Origin of the sequence: Nocardia amamiensis, from assembly GCF_015477605.1 — a bacterium.
Taxonomy (GTDB): Bacteria; Actinomycetota; Actinomycetes; order Mycobacteriales; family Mycobacteriaceae; genus Nocardia; species Nocardia amamiensis_A.
In genome coordinates this window covers 22,754-40,373 of record NZ_JADLQX010000047.1, presented here as the reverse complement: position 1 = coordinate 40,373, position 17,620 = coordinate 22,754, and the positions used below count along the sequence as shown (strand labels likewise).

The 17,620-nt window shown below is 68.1% G+C and carries 14 protein-coding genes; 8 read left to right on the top strand and 6 right to left on the bottom strand.

What is annotated here, in order from left to right; all coding sequences use genetic code 11:
- Window positions 1-170 precede the first annotated feature (170 nt).
- Together IU459_RS34405 and IU459_RS34400 are read left to right on the top strand one after the other, a co-directional pair.
- A complete protein-coding gene (locus IU459_RS34405; protein ID WP_195133776.1) occupies window positions 171-824 on the top strand; it encodes a response regulator in 654 nt (217 codons plus the stop codon).
- A gap of 70 nt (window positions 825-894) precedes the next feature.
- Window positions 895-3,276: a serine/threonine-protein kinase gene (locus tag IU459_RS34400; RefSeq protein ID WP_324199138.1), complete on the top strand. Its 2,382-nt coding sequence runs from the start codon at window positions 895-897 to the stop codon at window positions 3,274-3,276.
- A gap of 171 nt (window positions 3,277-3,447) precedes the next feature.
- Here the strand turns inward: IU459_RS34400 and IU459_RS34395 are convergent, their stop codons facing one another.
- The 3 genes from IU459_RS34395 to IU459_RS34385 all read right to left on the bottom strand — a co-directional run bounded on the left by IU459_RS34395 (window position 3,448) and on the right by IU459_RS34385 (window position 6,183).
- Window positions 3,448-4,194: a TIGR03943 family putative permease subunit gene (locus IU459_RS34395; protein WP_195133772.1), complete on the bottom strand. Its 747-nt coding sequence runs from the start codon at window positions 4,192-4,194 to the stop codon at window positions 3,448-3,450.
- Window positions 4,191-5,192 (bottom strand): permease, encoded by a 1,002-nt coding sequence (locus IU459_RS34390; RefSeq protein ID WP_195133771.1) that lies wholly within the window; start codon window positions 5,190-5,192, stop codon window positions 4,191-4,193. The genes IU459_RS34395 and IU459_RS34390 overlap by 4 nt, the downstream gene beginning before the upstream one ends.
- Window positions 5,193-5,457: 265 nt before the next feature.
- Window positions 5,458-6,183, bottom strand: coding sequence for a TetR/AcrR family transcriptional regulator (locus IU459_RS34385; protein WP_195133770.1), 726 nt, complete (start codon window positions 6,181-6,183; stop codon window positions 5,458-5,460).
- Window positions 6,184-6,362: 179 nt separating this feature from the next.
- Between IU459_RS34385 and IU459_RS34380 the strand changes: the two genes are divergently transcribed.
- The 5 genes from IU459_RS34380 (at window position 6,363) to gatB (ending at window position 13,331) form a co-directional block, all read left to right on the top strand.
- Complete coding sequence (locus IU459_RS34380; RefSeq protein ID WP_195133769.1) at window positions 6,363-7,397, top strand: alpha/beta hydrolase family protein; 1,035 nt, start codon at window positions 6,363-6,365, stop codon at window positions 7,395-7,397.
- Between the two features lie 913 nt (window positions 7,398-8,310).
- Window positions 8,311-9,198 carry a hypothetical protein gene (locus IU459_RS34375; RefSeq protein WP_228838916.1) on the top strand — a complete coding sequence of 296 codons (888 nt, stop codon included), beginning with the start codon at window positions 8,311-8,313 and terminating at the stop codon, window positions 9,196-9,198.
- An 82-nt stretch (window positions 9,199-9,280) separates the two neighbouring features.
- Complete coding sequence (locus IU459_RS34370) at window positions 9,281-10,315, top strand: ATP-dependent 6-phosphofructokinase (protein ID WP_195133768.1); 1,035 nt, start codon at window positions 9,281-9,283, stop codon at window positions 10,313-10,315.
- A gap of 76 nt (window positions 10,316-10,391) precedes the next feature.
- The gene (locus IU459_RS34365) at window positions 10,392-11,768 is read left to right on the top strand and encodes an alpha/beta hydrolase family protein (protein ID WP_195133767.1); all 1,377 of its coding nucleotides are present in this window, start codon (window positions 10,392-10,394) and stop codon (window positions 11,766-11,768) included.
- A 57-nt stretch (window positions 11,769-11,825) separates the two neighbouring features.
- Window positions 11,826-13,331, top strand: a complete 1,506-nt coding sequence (gene gatB / locus IU459_RS34360) for an Asp-tRNA(Asn)/Glu-tRNA(Gln) amidotransferase subunit GatB (protein WP_195133766.1) — start codon at window positions 11,826-11,828, stop codon at window positions 13,329-13,331.
- A 274-nt stretch (window positions 13,332-13,605) separates the two neighbouring features.
- Here the strand turns inward: gatB and IU459_RS34355 are convergent, their stop codons facing one another.
- Window positions 13,606-14,712 (bottom strand): PQQ-dependent sugar dehydrogenase, encoded by a 1,107-nt coding sequence (locus IU459_RS34355; RefSeq protein ID WP_195133765.1) that lies wholly within the window; start codon window positions 14,710-14,712, stop codon window positions 13,606-13,608.
- A gap of 122 nt (window positions 14,713-14,834) precedes the next feature.
- Here IU459_RS34355 and IU459_RS34350 point away from each other — a divergent pair, with 122 nt between their 5' ends.
- Entirely contained in the window at window positions 14,835-15,704 is an 870-nt protein-coding gene (locus IU459_RS34350; protein ID WP_195133764.1) for a DoxX family protein, read from the top strand.
- Window positions 15,705-15,868: 164 nt separating this feature from the next.
- Here the strand turns inward: IU459_RS34350 and IU459_RS34345 are convergent, their stop codons facing one another.
- Both IU459_RS34345 and IU459_RS34340 read right to left on the bottom strand, forming a co-directional pair.
- Window positions 15,869-17,245 (bottom strand): serine hydrolase domain-containing protein, encoded by a 1,377-nt coding sequence (locus tag IU459_RS34345; protein WP_195133763.1) that lies wholly within the window; start codon window positions 17,243-17,245, stop codon window positions 15,869-15,871.
- The gene (locus IU459_RS34340; protein ID WP_195133762.1) at window positions 17,242-17,499 is read right to left on the bottom strand and encodes a hypothetical protein; all 258 of its coding nucleotides are present in this window, start codon (window positions 17,497-17,499) and stop codon (window positions 17,242-17,244) included. The genes IU459_RS34345 and IU459_RS34340 overlap by 4 nt, the downstream gene beginning before the upstream one ends.
- Window positions 17,500-17,620: the final 121 nt, after the last annotated feature.

Sequence of the window (17,620 nt, the reverse complement as noted above, 5' to 3'; positions counted from 1 at the left end):
CAGTGCGCTGTGGCGCACGACGGAGCCGAGCGCCAGCGAGGCGGAGTTGTGAGGGAGCGTCAGCGAGTGAACCGAGGGCACAGTGCGCTGTGGCGCACGACGGAGCCGAGCGCCAGCGAGGCGGAGTCGTGAGCCTCACATCGCCTGCGAGCGGGGAAGCCGCCGTGACGGTGCTGGTGGTGGACGATCAGGAACTCGTGCGCGGCGGCCTGCGGCGCATCCTGCGCCGGCGTGATGGATTCGTGGTGACCGAATGCGCCGATGGGGACGAGGTGCCCGCTGCCGTCGCGGAGTTCCAGCCCGACGTCGTGCTCATGGATCTGCGCATGAAGCGTGTCGGCGGCATCGACGCCACGCGCTTGCTGCGGGCGCGCGACAGCGCCCCGCCGGTGCTGGTGCTCACCACTTTCGACGACGACCAGTTGCTGTCCGGCGCGCTGCGGGCGGGTGCCGCCGGATTCATCCTCAAGGATTCACCCGCCGAGGACCTCATCCGCGCCGTGCGGACGGTCGCGGGCGGCGGAGCCTGGCTCGACCCGTCGGTCACCGGTCGCGTGCTCTCGGCCTACCGCATGGTGCGACCGGTGAACACGCGATCCGACGCGCGCCTGTCCGAACTGACCGCCCGCGAGTACGAGGTGCTCGAATTGATCGGTCGCGGCCGGGTGAACGCGGAAATCGCTCGCGATCTCGGCATCTCGGAAGTGACCGTGAAAAGCCATGTGGGACATATTTTCGGTAAGCTCGAACTCCGGGATCGGGCCGCGGCGATCGTGTTCGCGTTTGACCACGGAGTAGTGACACCCGGAGAATCCAATCGTTGACGGGTGGGCTCCAGTCGCGGACCGCGTGATCCTGGTGTGCGTTCCTTGCTCGGGATGTGGAGGATGACGGGTGCAGGAGTCCGGGCCGAGAACCGGGACGCGGTTCGGGCCGTATGAACTGCGGTCGTTGCTGGGCAAAGGGGGAATGGGGGAGGTCTATGAGGCCTATGACACGCTGAAGGACCGGTTGGTCGCGGTCAAGCTGCTGTCGGAAGAACTGGCCAAAGACCCTATGTACCAAGTGCGTTTCCGGCGCGAGTCGCAGGCGGCTGCTCGGATAGCCGATCCGCACGTCGTACCCATCCACGACTGGGGCGTGATCGACGGTGTCCTGTTCATCGACATGCAGCTGGTGCGGGGTGTCGACCTGCGCACTCTCCTGCGCGGCCAGGGGCCGCTGAGTCCTGCTCGCGCGGTGGGCATCGTCGAACAGATCGCCTCGGCGCTGGACGCCGCGCACGCGGCCAACTTGGTGCACCGTGACGTGAAGCCGGCGAACATCCTGGTCGCCGACGCGGATTTCGCGTATCTCGCCGACTTCGGGATCGCGCACACCGAGGGCGACAGCGCGGTGACCCTGGTCGGCATGGCGGTCGGCTCCTATATCTACATGGCCCCGGAGCGTTTCGACGTCGGGCCGGTGACCGGCCGCGCCGACGTGTACTCGCTGGCATGTGTGCTGCACGAATGCCTGACCGGAGCAACGCCGTTTCCGGCGAACAGCATGAATGTGCTGATCAAGGCGCATCTTTCCGATCCGCCGCCGCGACCGAGCGCGCAGGCACGCGGTATCCCACCCGCGTTGGACGAGGTGATCACTCGCGGCATGGCCAAGGACCCGGCCGACCGCTTCCCGACCGCGAGCGCATTGGCCCAGGCCGCCCGAGCCGCTCTCGCCCTAGCGCCGTCCACCGGCCCGATGCTCGTGGTGCGCGCACCCGACCGAGCGCAGCGGCCAGGTGAGCCGACCGCGAGCGGTGCGGCGGTTTCGCCGGAATCCACGGGTGAGCTGTCGGTCGCCGCCGTGATCCACCCCAGTGCGCCGACGGTGGTGCGGCCGACGGAAACCCAGTTCACGCCGCTTCCGTCGGCGGACGAACCGCCGCCGACGCCGTTGGTGGCGAGCGCGCCGTCCCCGCCAAAGGGGGGACTGCCTCCGATGCGTCCCTTCCCGGACGCGCACCTGTATCCGGAGACCGAGGCATATCTCGAGTCGGCGGGATTCCCGCAGGCACAGGACTATTCGACCCCTCCGACGCAGGCGTATCCGGGCAGTTATGCAGGTTATGCACCGCATGAACCCGCCACGCAGGCGTATGCGGAGTACTCATCGGCGGAGAACCCGATTGCAGGCGTGGGGACGCACCCCGAGTCCGCGCAGCCGTACCCGGAAATGACCACGGTTCAGGCGTATTCCGAGATGTCCTCGCAGGCACCGGCCTTTTCCGCGTTCGCTGACACTCCTCCGCATCCGGGAGCCGAGAACTATCCGGAAACCGAGCCGACCGGCCCGCGCGGCTTGGAAGACGCATCCGGATATCCAGTCGCACCGGACTCCGCAGCACCGACCCAATACCTGGCCCCAGCCCAAGCCAGGCCGGACGGTCACGCGGCCCGCACCGACTTCCCGCCGCAGGGTGACTATCCGGCCCGTACCGACTACCCGCCGATGGGTGACCATTCCGCGCGTGGTGATCACCTGCCGCGGGACGACTATCCAGCGCGTGCCGACTACCCGGAACGGGTCGACTTTCCGCCGAATGGCGACTATCCAGCGCAGGGCGATAATCCGGCGCACTCCGGCGGCCAGCCGCAAGACGACGACCAGTCGCAGGCGTATTACGAACCACAGGGCGACTATCCGACTCGTGCCGACTACCCGTCGCGCCGTGACGACTCCGAGTACGGTTCGTACGATTACGACGACGCCGATGACTCTTCGCGTTCCGGACGTTCCATCGCGCTGCCCATCATGGTCGCGGTGCTCGCCATCGTGGCGGTGACCGTCGGCGGTGCGATCGCCTGGCAGTCGCTCGGCTCCGGTGGCGTCGAGACGACCTCCGCGGGAAGACAGTCAGACACGCCGACTCCAGGGGCGAGTCCCACCCGGTCGCCGGCCAGCCCCTCGACGTCGTCCGCCGCGTCCGCCTCGGCCAAGCCGACACCGGTCGCACTGCCAGCGGGCGCGAAGCCCTGCGGTCAGGGCCAAGCCGTCGCCGGGACATTCACCCAGTCGGCGGCGGGTACCGCCGTCACCAGCTGCGCGTTCGCCGAAGAGGTGCGCAGGGCCTATGCCGAACTCGGCACTGCGCAGAACACGGCCCGCGACGCCCCGCGCACAGTGGTCGCGACCAGTCCGGTCACCGGCCGGAGCTACACGATGAACTGCCAGTCCGAAGGCCAGGTCGTCACCTGCAGCGGCGGCGAGAACGCGGTGGTGTACGTCTACTGATCGAGCACGGGAAGCAGGCTGACGCGATCGCTTCGCAGGCGTCGGCCAGAGCGGGCAGAGGCTCGGTCGGCGCCTGAGTCCCAGCCGATCGGCCGTGGCGTGGAAGACGTACGCCCAGGAAGCCGCACGTTTCCGAGCCGCTGGGACGGTTGCCGATGGACCTGGCAGTTCTCACCGGGAGTGCTCGTATCGGCGATCAGGAGCAGGGATCCGGCGGAAATCGGTGACGACCAGGGTGGGTGTCTGGACGGGGTCGTGTTGCGCGCTGCCCGGGGTGACGACGCCGCGAACCTCGAGCCAAGTGTCGCTCTCGATCGGTTCGGCTATTCCGGACAGGTGGACGTAGATGTACCGGGCGTCGGCGACGCAGCAGGTGATCAGGACGCGCGCCAGGTCGAGATCGATACCGGGCGGCCGCGGTTGTCCGCTGTCCTCGACCCCGAGGGCGAAACCGCTGATGGTCACCTCGCGGCCGTCGAGTGAATGGTTGGAGTCGAGCAATGCCCGATTCACCAGCTCATAGATCGTCAAGGTCGGTGCGGGCTCGTCAGGAAGCGGCGGGAACGGACGGACTTTCGGCTCGTTTGCCGAGGTGTGCGACACCACCCGGACCGGGGATGCGGTGGTCGCCGCACCGGCGCCCAGCGCCGGTGGGGCGATGAGCAGCAGCGCGGCGGCCGGTGCCAGCAGCAGCCACTGTGCTCGGCCGGTGCCGTGCTCATGGTCGGCGGAACCCTCGCCGCGCCGGACATCGCGAACGATCGCGATGAGCCCGAGCAGGACGAAGCCGACGCCGCTGATCACCAAGAAGGGAAACAAACCGGGCTTCACGTAGCGCAGGTAACTGCCGTCGAGCGCGGTCCACAGCACCGCGCCACCGATCAGCAGCAACAACAGATTCTGCGTCTCTCGATTCATCGCGCACCCCCGAGAAAAAGGTAGCCGGCGAGCGTGCCGCACACTATGGCAGCGCCAAAGGTCAACGGCGCAAATCGGATTGCGAACCGTCGTCCGAAACTCCCGGTCTGCATGGCGAAGAGCTTCACATCGACCGCCGGGCCGACGACGAGGAACACCAGCCGCGGCAGCAGCGGCAAGCTCGACATGCTCGCGGCGACGAACGCGTCGGCCTCCGAGCACAGGGCGAGTACGAGGGCCAGCACCGCCAGCACCACGATCGCGATCACCATCTGCCCGGCCAACCGCTCGTACCAGACGGGAGGAACCAGCACCCGCAGTGCCGCTGCCGCCGCGGCGCCGAGCACGAGAAACGCACTCGCCTGCAACAGATCATGCCGCGCCGCCTCGGTGAAGACCTCCCAACGGCTTCGGCCGGTCCCGCAGTGATCATGCCCGCCGTGCGGCAGCATCCAGTCCGGACGCCCGATCCGCGACCACACCAGACCCATCACGACAGCGGTCGCCAGCGAGCCGGTGAACCGGGCCGCGACCATCCCCGGCTCGCCGGGAAACGCGACCGCCGTGGCGACCAGCACGACCGGGTTGATCGCCGGAGCCGACAGCAGAAACGCCAACGCCACCGCACTCGGCGCACCCTGATCGATCAGCCGACGAGCCACCGGCACCACACCGCACTCACAACCGGGCAGCGCCATCCCGGCCAACCCCGCCACACCAATCGCGGCAGGCTCATTGCGCGGTAGCACCTTCCGCAGCACAGCAGGCGAGACGAACGCCGCGATACACCCGCTGACCATGACCCCGAGCACGAGAAAAGGCACCGCCTGGATGAAGACGCCGACGAAGACCGTCATCGCGGTCTGCAGACGCGCGGACGCGCCGACCACCGAGACCAGCTGTGACTGCACGACCACACCCGAGCCCACCAGTGCGGCCAGGACATAGGTCGAGGAAACCTTGATCCGCGGCGAGCGCCGCAGGCTCTGATCGGCCATGACCACATCCTGCCAGGAGCTGTTGGCCCGCAATAATTTCCGGCGTTTCTTACCGTTCGGAACCACGCCATCCACACGTCGCCGTTGCTGGTACCGGTCGACATCGCGGGACACCGACCTGCGTAGGTCGCGTCGAGGGTCCGGTGAGATCGAACCGGAAGACCGAGGGAGTGCGGATGTCACTCGGGACTATGCGTAGACGCGCGGTGCCGATGCCGACCGTGTCCGGCATCGGGATGCGCAGGCAACGACGTGTCGCGGGGGTCTACGGGTTTGCGGGACCGCTCGCGGCACTTGCGAAAGCACGTAAGGTCCGCTCGACGCACCTGTGGATGAAGCCGTCGTCGACCGGCTCGCCGGTGACCAGGATGCGCAGATAGACCGGTGCGATCGCCGTCTCGTTGAACTCCAGCGGATCGGTGTCGTCCGGGAGTTCGCCGCGCGCGATCGCGCGCTCGACGATGGCGGCCGAGCCTTGGAAACGCGCCGTCCAGAACCGGCGACTCACGAGCCGTATCTGCGCGGAGTCGGCCAGCGCGACCTGGGTGCGCAGCAGCGCGAGCAGCGGCGGCCGGGCGAGCACCGCTACGACCTCGTTCACCAGTTGGATCAGGTCCGCGCGCAGTGAGCCGGTGTCCGGGATGGGGATCTGTTCGTTCATATGCGTCATCGCCGCGTCGGCGACCAGATCCTGTTTGTCCGGCCAGCGGCGGCGAATCGTCGTCGGATGGACGCCGGCGAGCCGGGCGACATCGGGAATTTCGAAGCCGTCGTAGCCCTGTCGTAGCAGCAGATCGAGGGTCGCCTGCCGCACGGCCGCGACGACGCGTGCGCTGCGCCCGCCCGGCCGCGTCCGCCGTTCCACCCTTTCGCGCTGGCCCACGACCACAGCTTGACATCCGGCGTGCCCACCGCCAAACTCGCTTAAAGCACTTCTGAGTGCGTTAAGGAGATCCAATGAGCAGCCGCCCGATCCATTCACGATGCGCATTCGGTCGAAGGCGATTTCTGGTGAGCGGCGTGGTGGCCGCCGGTGCGCTGGCCCTCGCCCCGCCGATGCCGGCCGGCGCCGAACCCGCTGTCCCGCGCTGGCTCGACCGCCCGTTCTTCGACTTCCAATTGCGCAGACTGCTCGGTGAGGCGCCGCTGGGAGGCGCGGACGTAGCGGAGGTGGCGGCCGCGGTCCAGGAAATCGGGCCGTCCCCGAGCGCCCGGGCGTGGGTACGCGCGTTCGCTGCACTGGGGCGCGGTTTGGCGCGACAGGCTGCCGACATAACCGCGGCCGATCCGAATGGCGCCGCCACCATCGCGCTGCGCGCGGCCAACTACCTCCGCGCGGCCGAGTTCTTCATCGAACCCCTCGGCTCCTCGCTGGATGCGAAGATCGCGCTGTATCGCGAGATGCGCCAGTCCTTCGCGATCGGCACGCGGGGGCAGCGGATCGAGGCGGTCCAGATCCCTTACGAAAACACTGTGCTCGACGCCTATTACGTCCGTCCGGACGGCGCGGCCCACGCAACCCATCCGGCCGTGGTCTTCTTCGGTGGCCTCGACAGCGTCGGCGAGGAACTCTACCTCTGGGCCGGAAAAGAATTGGCGCGCAACGGTATCGGCGCTCTTCTCGTGGATGGTCCCGGAAATGGCGCCTCGCTGCGCTTCCGGGGCATTCTGTCGCGGTACGACTACGAGGCAGCCACCGCCGCGGCCGTCGATTTTCTCGGCCGCGATCCGGAAGTGGATGCGGACCGGATCGGCCTGATCGGAATCAGCCTCGGCGGTTACTACGCGGCCCGGTCAGCGGCCTTCGAGCATCGCGTGCGGGCAACCGTGGTCTGGGGCGCCATCTGGGACGAGTCCGAAATCCTTGCCACCCGAAGTGATCTCGAGACGAAATTCTTCCTTGCCCAGTACGGGACCTGGGTGTTCGGCGGCGGCGACCCCGTCCGGGCTTTCCTCGACGCGCGCCGGTTCACCATCGCCCCGGTGGCCCATCTCATCCGCAATCCGATCCTCATCATTCACGGCGCCGACGACGTTCTGGTGCCGGTGTCGCAAGCCCAACAGCTCTACGATGCCGTCCGAGCGCCGAAGGCCCTGCATATCGTCCCTTCCGGTCGGCCGGGCTCGGCCCATTGTCAGGCCGACCACATCCCCGCCGCCTGGGAAGTCATGATTCCGTGGCTCTTGGATCAGCTGACCACATGAAACGACTCGCTGGACCGCGTCGGTGCCCTGCGGACCGGGTGCGGCGGACCTCGCGAGCTGGACCGGATCTGCTCGACGACGACCTCGAATTCGCCGGATCGTCGGCTCGATGAGGCGTCGGTCGGCCCCATCCTCGAGATGGAGAAGGCTGTTCCGATAACCGATGTAGTAATCCCGGGAATGTGAGAGTTCAGCACCATGGCGAACCTGCGGCATATGCTCGCGAAGGTTGCCGCCGACTGCCCATTGGGCGAAGAGCCGGACAAATCCTGCGGCGATGTATCAAAGCTATCGAGAATGCGCAGGTGTAATTGATTTGCCAGACAGTCGCTGTCGTGGATCTGGCTTCTCTTCGATGTATTCGGAAAAGTGGGGTGCGGTCAATTCATCTAGTACGTTCTCTGGGATAACGAGAAGCGGTACTCGGGAGAGGGCGGCGTCCGGCAGTGCTCGGCCGCCTGTGCTGATCCCGGCCGCCCGGCGATGCCGGGCGGATAAGTGGAGGTGTCCATGCTTGTTGACCACGCCGTCGTCACCTGGCTGGGAGACAAGGATCAACCGATCGTGTGCGCGGATCTACTGGCCGGTAGCTCGATCCGGTGCGTTCGGCACGGTTTCGTCGACGGCTCATCCTCCGGCGTCGACCGCGCGAATCCCATGGCTCGTGGTGGGCGGATGCGGTCCGGCGGCCGACGCCGGCGACAAGGTGGGGCGCGCGGGAATCCGCTGATCGTGACAGGTGGAGCCCACCGCAAGTCGGGCAACGCGCGGAATCAGAACTCCCGGTACGTCATTACCCATGGCGCCCTCCCTGTCGGTGGCGGAGGCAGTCGGCGAGATGACCCGGCACGGTGTCGGGACGCCGTACCGGCACGCAGATCCGGGGGAGTTCACAACGAGAATGTGTCGAAGAATGCTTATTGATCAATTCCGCAAAGCTCGAAAAGTCCTGGGCTGCGCGGCGCTTGTCGCATGTGTTGTCGCCGGGTGCGGGACCGACCGCGCCGAGGATCCAGCGGCGAGCGAGCCCACCATCACCGAGGCCGCCGCGCGGACCGATCAAAAGGGCCTCTCCATCATCGTGCCCGGCACGTTGGCCGCGAGCTTCGCCGACCTGGCCGCAGGCGTGCGCGGGAAGATCGGGATGGCGGTCATGCCGGTCGGCGGCACGCAGCCGGTGACCTTCGGCGACTGGACCAGCGGTCCGGCGTGGTCGACGATGAAGGTTCCCCTGACCCTCGCCGCGCTGCGCCGGAGTCCGGGCTCGAACTATGCCGCGTCGGCGGCGATCACCGCCTCCGACAACTCCGCCGCCGAGACGTTGTGGCAATCGCTCGGCAGCCCGCAGGAGGCGGCCCAGGCCGTGCAGGCGGTGCTGCGCGAAGGGGGCGACACCAAGACCGTCGTGCCCCCCACCCGTTCCCGTTCCGAGCACTCGGCCTTCGGGCAAGCCGAGTGGTCGCTGGTCGACCAGGTGCGGTTCGCCTCGCGGCTGCCCTGCCTGTCCGAGTCCGGCCGCGTGACCGCGCTGATGGAACAGGTCGTCGCCAGCCAGCGCTGGGGTCTCGGCGAGTTCAGCGGGGCTGAATTCAAGGGCGGCTGGGGTCCGGACCTCTCGGGCGCTTACCTGGTACGCCAGTTCGGGCTCATCACGGTTCCTTCCGGCCAGATCGCCATCGCTGTGGCGGTGCAGCCGGATTCGGGGTCGCTCAGCGACGGCACGAACATCTCGGACCGGCTGGCCGCGGTGGTCTCCGAGCATCTCGACGAGTTGCCCGGCGGTCGCTGCCCGGCGGCGTAAGGACATCCGTCCAGGTCACTGTTACTCATCGTTCACGGGGTCGGAGCTGCCGAGATCGGACATGAGGGGCAAGATAGCGGCCATGCGCATCGGAGTCTTGACCGGAGGCGGAGACTGCCCAGGACTGAACGCGGTCATCCGGGCCGTCGTTCGCACCGCGAACGGCCGCTACGGCGACGCGATCGTCGGCTTCGAGGACGGCTGGCGCGGCCTATTGGAAGACCGGAAGATCCAGATCCACAACGACGACCGCACCGACCGTATCCTGACCAAGGGCGGCACCATTCTCGGGACCGCGCGCACGAATCCCGACGTGTTGCGCGCCGGTCTCGGCCGGATCAAACAGACCCTGGACGACAACGGCATCGAGGCGCTCATCCCGATCGGCGGCGAGGGCACCCTCACGGCGGCGAGCTGGCTGTCCGAAGAGGGCGTCCCGGTCGTCGGCGTCCCCAAGACCATCGACAACGACATCGATTGCACCGACGTCACTTTCGGCCACGACACGGCGCTGAGCATCGCCAGCGAGGCGATCGATCGGTTGCACACCACCGCCGAGTCGCATCAGCGCGTCATGCTCATCGAGGTGATGGGCCGTCACGCGGGCTGGATCGCGATCCACGCGGGCATGGCGGCGGGCGCGCACCTGACCCTGGTGCCAGAGGTGCCGTTCGACGTGGCCGAGGTGTGCACCATGATCAAGCGCCGGTTCCAGCGCGGCGACAAGCATTTCATCTGCGTCGTCGCCGAGGGCTCGCATCCAGCCCCGGATTCCGGCTTCACCTTGCGTGAGGGCGGTATCGACGAGTTCGGCCACGAGCGTTTCACCGGCGTCGCCCAGCAACTCGGTGTCGAGATCGAACGCCGCATCGGCAAGGAGGTCCGCACCACGGTGCTGGGCCACGTCCAGCGCGGCGGCAGCCCCACCCCCTACGACCGAGTCCTGGCCACCCGTTTCGGCCTGCATGCGGCCGAAGCAGTCCATGCCGGCCAATTCGGCCAAATGGTCGCCCTGCACGGCACCACCATCGACCTGGTCCCGCTCTCGGAGGCCACCAAGCAGCTCAAGCGCGTTCCCCCGGAGCGCTACGGCGAGGCAGAGGCGTTCTTCGGCTGAGCGTGCCGCTGCGGCGGTGCGGTACGCGCGCGGCGAATAGCCCGGGGCGGTCCGGATCGTCGGTACTGTGAATTGCATGCGCAGTGGGCGACTGATCGCGTTGGTTCTGTTCGTGATCGCCGCGCTGGTGGCCGGGTGTTCGGAGTCGAATCCGCCCGAGCCGACCACCGGTGACTGGCACGGCTCTATCGAGGTGCCCGGTCAGCCGCTGCAGGTCGGGGTGAGTTTCCGCGACGACCGGACGGCCACGATCGACATCCCGGAGCAGGGTGTGGCCGACGTGCAGTTGAAGGACGTCAGCTCCGATCGCAACGCAGTGTCGTTCGCGATCCCGGACATCCCGGGCGACCCGGTGTTCCGCGGCCGGTACGAGTCCGGATCCGACCAGATCACCGGCGATTTCACGCAGGCGGGGCAGAGCTTCCGGCTCGCGCTGAGCCGAGGTGAAGTCGAACCGCTGGCCCGTCCGCAGGAGCCGAAGCCGCCGTTCCCGTACAAGTCCGAGAACGTCACCTATCGCAATGGCGACATCACCATCGCGGGCACGCTGACCGAGCCGCAGGGTGCGGGCCCGTTCCCTGCCATTCTGCTGATCACCGGAAGCGGCCCGCAGGACCGCGACGAAGAACTCATGGGCCACAAGCCCTTCCTGCTGCTGGCCGACACCTTCACCAGGGCGGGCTACGCCGTGTTGCGCACCGACGATCGCGGCGTGGGCGCCACCACCGGCAAGCTGGACGACGCGAACTACACCGACCTGGCCGAGGACGCGGCGGCAGGCGTCCGGTTCCTCCGCGCCCGCCCCGAGATCGACCCGGCCCGCGTCGGGCTCTTCGGTCACAGCGAGGGCGGTTACCTCGCGCCGCTGGTCGCAGCGCGCCCCGACGGCGGCGTCGCGTTCGCCATCCTCATGGCCGGACCGGGCGTGCCGGGTTCGGACATCCTCGTCGAACAGACCCGCCTGATCGCGACCGCGAACGGCGCACCCCCGGCCCAGGTGGACGCTCGGGTGCGCGAAATCAGCGAGATGGCCGCTCTGCTGAAAGCGGGCGACTTGGCGGGCGCCAAGGACCTGGCGCGGCGCCAGAACCAGGCGCTGCCCCCCGATCAACGTGTGCCCGACGAGCAGGCGGCCGCGGGGATCACGCCCAATCTGGCCGCCCTGGTCGCCTACGACCCCGCGCCCGCCCTCGCGGCCCTGCGCATCCCGGTGCTGGCGTTCTTCGGCGGCAAGGACCTCCAGGTTCCTGCCGCCCAGAGCGAGCAACCCATGCGCGCCCACCTCGCCGCCGACCCGGACGCGACCGTTCACGTCTTCCCGGGACTCAACCACCTGATGCAGCCCACGGAGACCGGCCGCCCCAGCGAGTACAGCTCGATCCACACGACCATCGCGCCCGAGGTGCTCGACTACGTCACCGGCTGGCTGCGACAGCGGGTCCCGGCGAAGTAGCAGCGCGCCGCGAGAGCCGCTGCGCTGCGGCCGGAACGCTTACTTAGACTTATGGCCATGAGCGCACCCACGGTCGACCTGATGGATTACTCGGATGTCATCGCCCGGTTCGAGCCGGTGCTCGGCATGGAGGTCCACGTCGAGCTGAACACCGCGACGAAGATGTTCTGCGGTTGCCCGACCGAGTTCGGCGCGCAGCCCAATACGCAGGTGTGCCCGGTGTGCCTCGGTCTGCCCGGCTCGCTTCCCGTGGTGAATCAGAAGGCCGTCGAGTCCGCGATCCGGATCGGGCTGGCGCTGAACTGCACGATCACGCCGTGGGGCCGGTTCGCGCGCAAGAACTACTTCTACCCCGACCAGCCGAAGAACTACCAGATCAGCCAGTACGACGAGCCGATCGCCACGAACGGTCACCTGGACGTGCTGCTCGACGACGGCAGCACCTTCCGGGTCGAGATCGAGCGCGCGCACATGGAGGAGGACACCGGCAAGTCGGTGCACATCGGCGGCGCGACCGGCCGCATCCACGGTGCGAGCCACTCCCTGCTGGACTACAACCGGGCGGGCGTTCCCCTGATCGAGATCGTCACCAAGCCGATCACCGGCGCGGGCGAGCGCGCGCCGGAGGTGGCGCGGGCGTACGTGACGGCGCTGCGCGATCTGCTGAAGGCGCTCGGCGTCTCCGACGTGAAGATGGAGCAGGGCTCGTTGCGCTGCGACGCGAACGTCTCCCTGATGCCGATCGGCGCCACCGAGTTCGGGACCCGCACCGAGACCAAGAACGTCAACTCGCTGCGCAGTGTCGAGGTCGCGGTGCGCTTCGAGATGCGCAGGCAGGCCGCGGTGCTGGCGGGCGGCGGCACGATCGTGCAGGAGACCCGCCACTTCCACGAGACCGACGGCACCACCTCGCCCGGCCGCCGCAAGGAGACCGCCGAGGACTACCGCTACTTCCCCGAGCCCGACCTGGAGCCCGTCGCGCCCGACGCCGAGTGGGTCGAGCAGCTGCGCGGCACCATCCCCGAGTACCCCTGGCTGCGCCGCGCGCGCATCCAGTCCGATTGGGGCCTGTCCCATGAGGTGATGCGCGACCTGGTCAACGCGGGCGCGCTCGACCTGATCATCGCCACCGTCGACGCGGGCGCCCCGGCCAACGAGGCGCGCTCCTGGTGGGTCGCCTACCTCACCGAGAAGGCCAAGGAGCGCGAGGTCCCGCTGGACGAGCTGCCGATCACCCCCGCCCAGGTGGCCGAGGTGATCAAGCTGGTCGACGCGAAGAGCATCAACAACAAGGTCGCCAAGCAGGTCGTCGACTATGTGCTGGCCGGCGAGGGCGACCCGGCGCAGATCGTCGAGGCCAAGGGCCTCGGCATGGTCAGCGACGACAGCGCCCTGCAGGCCGAGGTGGAGAAAGCGCTCGCCGCCAACCCCGACATCGCCGACAAGATCCGCTCCGGCAAGGTCCAGGCCGCGGGCAAGATCGTCGGTGACGTCATGAAGGCCACCCGCGGCCAGGCCGACGCGGCGCGGGTGCGGGAACTGGTGCTCGCCGCCTGTGTTTAATTGTTTAATTCGCAGCGCCTGCGGGGCCGCGAACGGAACATGCTCGGTCTCTCCGCGCTCGAAAACAAGCGTGAGGCCGAGTGGTCGCGCAGAGCCGTAGCCCAATCAGCTTGGTGTTTTCGGATCGTCCGCAGCCAGGGCTAGCGACCGCCGCTCGTGACTTGGTCGAGTACGCGGCGGCCACTCCGACGTGAGCCGGGCCGGGAACGGTCTCCGTGAGGCATATGACGTGAAGGGCCGAACCCCATGGAGTCGGCCCCTTCGTCGTCCCGGATCAGTCCGGTCCGCCGCCCCCGGCCTGCGGCGGCGGGATGCGGACGACGCGGTCGTCGAACGGCCCCGGTTGGCCGTCGGTCTTGTTCACGGTGGTCACCCAGATGGTGCCGTCGGCGCCGACCGCGGCGCCGCCGAGCTGGCCGTACTTGTCCTGGGCGACCAGCGTCGGCGCTGCGGTGACCGCGTGGGTGTTCGGGTCGGCGGCGGTGATGGCGAGGGCCTTCGCGCGCGTCAGCGAGATCGCGACACCGTCGATGGCCGCGGCGCAACCGGCGACGCCGGGGCGGTCGGGCCAGGTCCACGCGATCGTGACCGCACCGTCGCTACTGAGGCGCTGCAACCGGTCCTCGGCCGCGGTGCGGTCGGTGATCCAGATGCTGTCCTTGGTGTCCCGGCACACGTCCCCCGCGGTGCCGATGCCCGAGACGGCGATTTCCGGCGGCGATGTGCGGCCGGGGACCAGCGAGTTCACCCGCAGCAGCTTGCCGGCGAGCGAACCGGCGGAGGCCGCCGCCGACGGGTTGCCCGCGTCGCCGGTCAACACCAGCATCTGGTCGGGCGCGGCGAAATCGATCGCGCCGCGATTTCCGCTGGCGCCCTTGGGAATGCCGGTGAGGATGTCCTTCGGCGCGCCGCCCTCGGCGATGCGGACCACCCGATTGTCGCTGGAGGTGGTGATGTAGGCGTACATCAGGCCGTCTTCGCGATAAGTCGGGGACAGCGCGATGTCACTCAGGCCGCCGTCGGTGGAGCCGTCCACGTCGAGCCGGGCGATCTCGACCGGCGGCTGCTCCGGGGCCACCTTGAGAATCCGCCCGGTCCGGCGCTCGGCGACCAATGCGCCGTCGCCGAGCGTGACCAGCCCGCCGGTCGTGTCCAGGCAGGTCGCGACCACCGCCGGGTCCGGATCGATGCATGGCCCGCTCGGCCGGGTGGTCGAGGTCGGCGGCTGGTTCGGTTTCTTCGGGTCGATGTTGGCGCCGCGCAGGCTCGGCTCCGGGGTGAACGGACTGGACGCCGAATCATCGAACCGGGCGCAACCGGCCAGCAGCGCGGCACCGAGCGCCAAGCTCGCCGCGACGCGGCCAACGACAACCAAACTCATAGCTCAGACGTTACGGAAATACCGCCGCGCGCGCCGCCTCCGGGTGGGGGTGTTGCGCGCACACTGACACGCCGTACCGCTTACTCGCACGCGGTAGCGCGGCGCGGCTTAGGGTAGGGGCCGTGACCGACAAGACGAAAGACACGCCCGAACCCCCGAGAATGGCGGACTCCGCGCCGTCCACGGCCGTGCAGTCGGCGGTGTCGTCCACCGGTCGAGGAGTGAGCAGCCCGTTCGATTCGCCCACCGAGCAGTTCGAGCGAGTGGATCCGTCCGGGCGCCCACGGCTGCGCAAGGACGTTCCCCGTACCGACGACGAACTCGGGCTCGACCCGGAGGTCCCGTCCACGGCGGAGACCAAGGCCGTGCCCACCTACGATTACGCGAGCATCCCGCCCGCGGCGGCCCCGCCGTCCGACACCGGCACGTTGCGGCGCCGCCGCACCGCCGAGAACCGCCGCGGCACACTCGATCTCGGCTTGCTGCTGTTGCGCTTGGTCGTCGGCGGCACGTTCCTCTACCACGGGTTGCAGAAGCTCACCGGCTGGTTCCACGGCCCCGGCCTGGACGGCACCCGCGAGATGATGGAGCGCGGCGGCTGGGACCATCCGACGCTGTCCACCATCCTGGTCACCGCGGGCGAAGTCGGCGGTGGCACGCTGCTGATCCTCGGCCTGGCCACCCCGTTGGCGGCGGGCGCGGTGCTCGCGGTCGTCCTCGACGCCTGGGCATGGAAGCAGGGGATGGCCCCCGGGTTCCAGTACAAGGCGGGCCAGGGCGCGGTCGAGTTGGAGAGCATCCTCGCCGGCGCGGCGACCGCGATCATCCTGACCGGCCCGGGCCGTTATTCCTTCGACGTCAAGCGAGGCTGGGCCACCCGGCCCCACATGGGGTCCTTCACCGTCCTTCTCCTGGCCATCGCGGCCGCGGTCGGCACCTACTGGTATCTGCACGGCGGCAACCCGCTCACCGGCATCGGCCCGTTCGACTAGGGCCGGTCGACACCGAGTTCAGTGGTGCTCTCCCAACCGAACTCGTCGTTCGTACCGTCTGACCAGACACTGATAACGGCAACGGTGCCCGCACCGCAGGGCGGGAGGGCACCGTTGTGTCGAGTGACCTCGCGGATCCGTGCAGCTCGATGAGATCCGTCCGATCACGCTACTCGTGGATTCACCCGGCAGTTGGTGTGCAGGTATCCAGCGGTGCCGTTCGCGAAGTCGTAGATCGCGACCGTCTGGGTGTCCTCCGACGAATCCGCGGGCGGCATAAGGAAATGCGTTTCGCTCACCGGGAGCAGCTCATATCCGACGCGGTCCGGTTTCTGGAGGAACTCTGCCTGCATCGGGTCGAGCACCAACGTCAGATACAGGTGTCCGCGTTCGGCTGAGACCTCGTACCGTGCGCCGGGGCGCTCGTAGACGCCTTCGTACCTGGACGGGTCGAGATTCAGGGTCGCGTCCGGTGCGGGCAGCTCCGGGATGGTGGCCATGCCGAGCTCGGTCAGTATCTCGTCGAACACCTTGCGGTAGAAGCTTTCCCGAGGTCCTCCGTTCGTCAGCATCGCGATGGCGGTGTTCGAGCCCGGCAGGAGTCGTAGCCGAGCGTTCTGGCCGATCGTGCTGCCGTCGGTCGCGTAGACGGTTTCGCCGTGCCAGTTACACGCGATGAGGCCCAGTGCCCATTCCGGTCCGAACAGGTACGGATCCGGTACGGGCACCCGCGACTGAGTCATCTTCCGGATGCTTTCGGCCGAGACGATGCGCTGTCCGCCCGGCGCCGTGCCGCCGGTGAGGAGGACGTGCGCCATCGCGAGCACTTCCCGGGTCGTCGAGGTGATGTTGCCGCCGGGGCCGAAGGCGCGCGGCAGGTAGTCCACTGGTGTGACGATGGGGCCCTCTTCCAGGGAACGGATCAGGTGCCCGGTCGCGGCACGGGTCGAGTCCACCTGCTCGCGCCAGCTGTTCGTGCTGGTCAGCCCCATGGGGTCGAACAGGCGATCCCGCATGACGTCGTCCCAGCGTTTGCCGTCGTGCACCTCCAGGATCCGCGCGAGGATCGCGTAACCCAGCGCCGCGCTGTAACCATGGGTGTGGCCCAGCGGGAAGACCTGGGGCGCGTCGGCGATGTTCTCGACCATGCGCTCGTAGACGTCGTCGTCTTCGCCGGGATCGCCGAAAGCCTCCTCGATGCCGTTGGTGTGGCACAGCAGGTGGCGCGGGGTGACCTTGGCGCTTGCCTCCGGATCGGCCACCGTGAATCCGGGCAGGTAGGTCCGCACCGGCTCGTCCAGATCGACCTTTTCCTCGTCGACGAGCTGCATGAACGCCAGTGCGGTCCACGTCTTGGTCATGGAGCCGCACTGGTAGACGGTGTCCGTGGTCGCGGGTTCCCGCGTTTCCACGTTCTTGACGCCGACCGCGAACTCGGCGATCGCACCGTCGTGGAGCACCCCGATCGCGGTGCTCGGGATTCCGTACTCCGCCAGGAGTTCGGTGACCCGGGCCTGGATCCGCGGCACGTCGATCGTCATCGCGGAAGACCGACCGCGTTCGCGGCATCCGCTTCGAAGTACTCCGTCGTGGCGTAGGCGCCTGCGTGTGCCTCGAAGAAGTCCCGAACGCCATCGATGGAGTCATGGGTGATGATGTTCACCGCTTTGGCTCCGTCCTTGCTGGCGACCGCCAGCTTCCACTTGGCGCCCTTGGGGAGCATGGCGTGTGCCTTCTTCAAGCCACTCCAGAACTTGCCTTCGTCCGAGACGGTCGACACGGCCATCACGTGCATCGTTGTTGCCTCCTTTTCAGATGTAGGAAAGCAACGTTGCGTTTTGCCAATCGTCAACCAAGACCTTGCATAAAACGGCAGCTTAAGGCCATTCATTGCAACAACGTTGTGGATGAATGCA

Excerpts from the sequence above, each read along its gene's own strand:
- gatB (WP_195133766.1), top strand. The coding sequence starts at position 11,826 with ATGAGCGCACCCACGGTCGACCTGATGGATTACTCGGATGTCATCGCC.
- IU459_RS34395 (WP_195133772.1), bottom strand. The coding sequence starts at position 4,194 with ATGAATCGAGAGACGCAGAATCTGTTGTTGCTGCTGATCGGTGGCGCG.
- IU459_RS34385 (WP_195133770.1), bottom strand. The coding sequence starts at position 6,183 with ATGCGCATCGTGAATGGATCGGGCGGCTGCTCATTGGATCTCCTTAAC.
- IU459_RS34340 (WP_195133762.1), bottom strand. The coding sequence starts at position 17,499 with ATGCACGTGATGGCCGTGTCGACCGTCTCGGACGAAGGCAAGTTCTGG.
- IU459_RS34345 (WP_195133763.1), bottom strand. The coding sequence starts at position 17,245 with ATGACGATCGACGTGCCGCGGATCCAGGCCCGGGTCACCGAACTCCTG.
- IU459_RS34365 (WP_195133767.1), top strand. The coding sequence starts at position 10,392 with ATGCGCAGTGGGCGACTGATCGCGTTGGTTCTGTTCGTGATCGCCGCG.
- IU459_RS34355 (WP_195133765.1), bottom strand. The coding sequence starts at position 14,712 with ATGAGTTTGGTTGTCGTTGGCCGCGTCGCGGCGAGCTTGGCGCTCGGT.
- IU459_RS34375 (WP_228838916.1), top strand. The coding sequence starts at position 8,311 with ATGCTTATTGATCAATTCCGCAAAGCTCGAAAAGTCCTGGGCTGCGCG.
- IU459_RS34370 (WP_195133768.1), top strand. The coding sequence starts at position 9,281 with ATGCGCATCGGAGTCTTGACCGGAGGCGGAGACTGCCCAGGACTGAAC.
- IU459_RS34390 (WP_195133771.1), bottom strand. The coding sequence starts at position 5,192 with ATGGCCGATCAGAGCCTGCGGCGCTCGCCGCGGATCAAGGTTTCCTCG.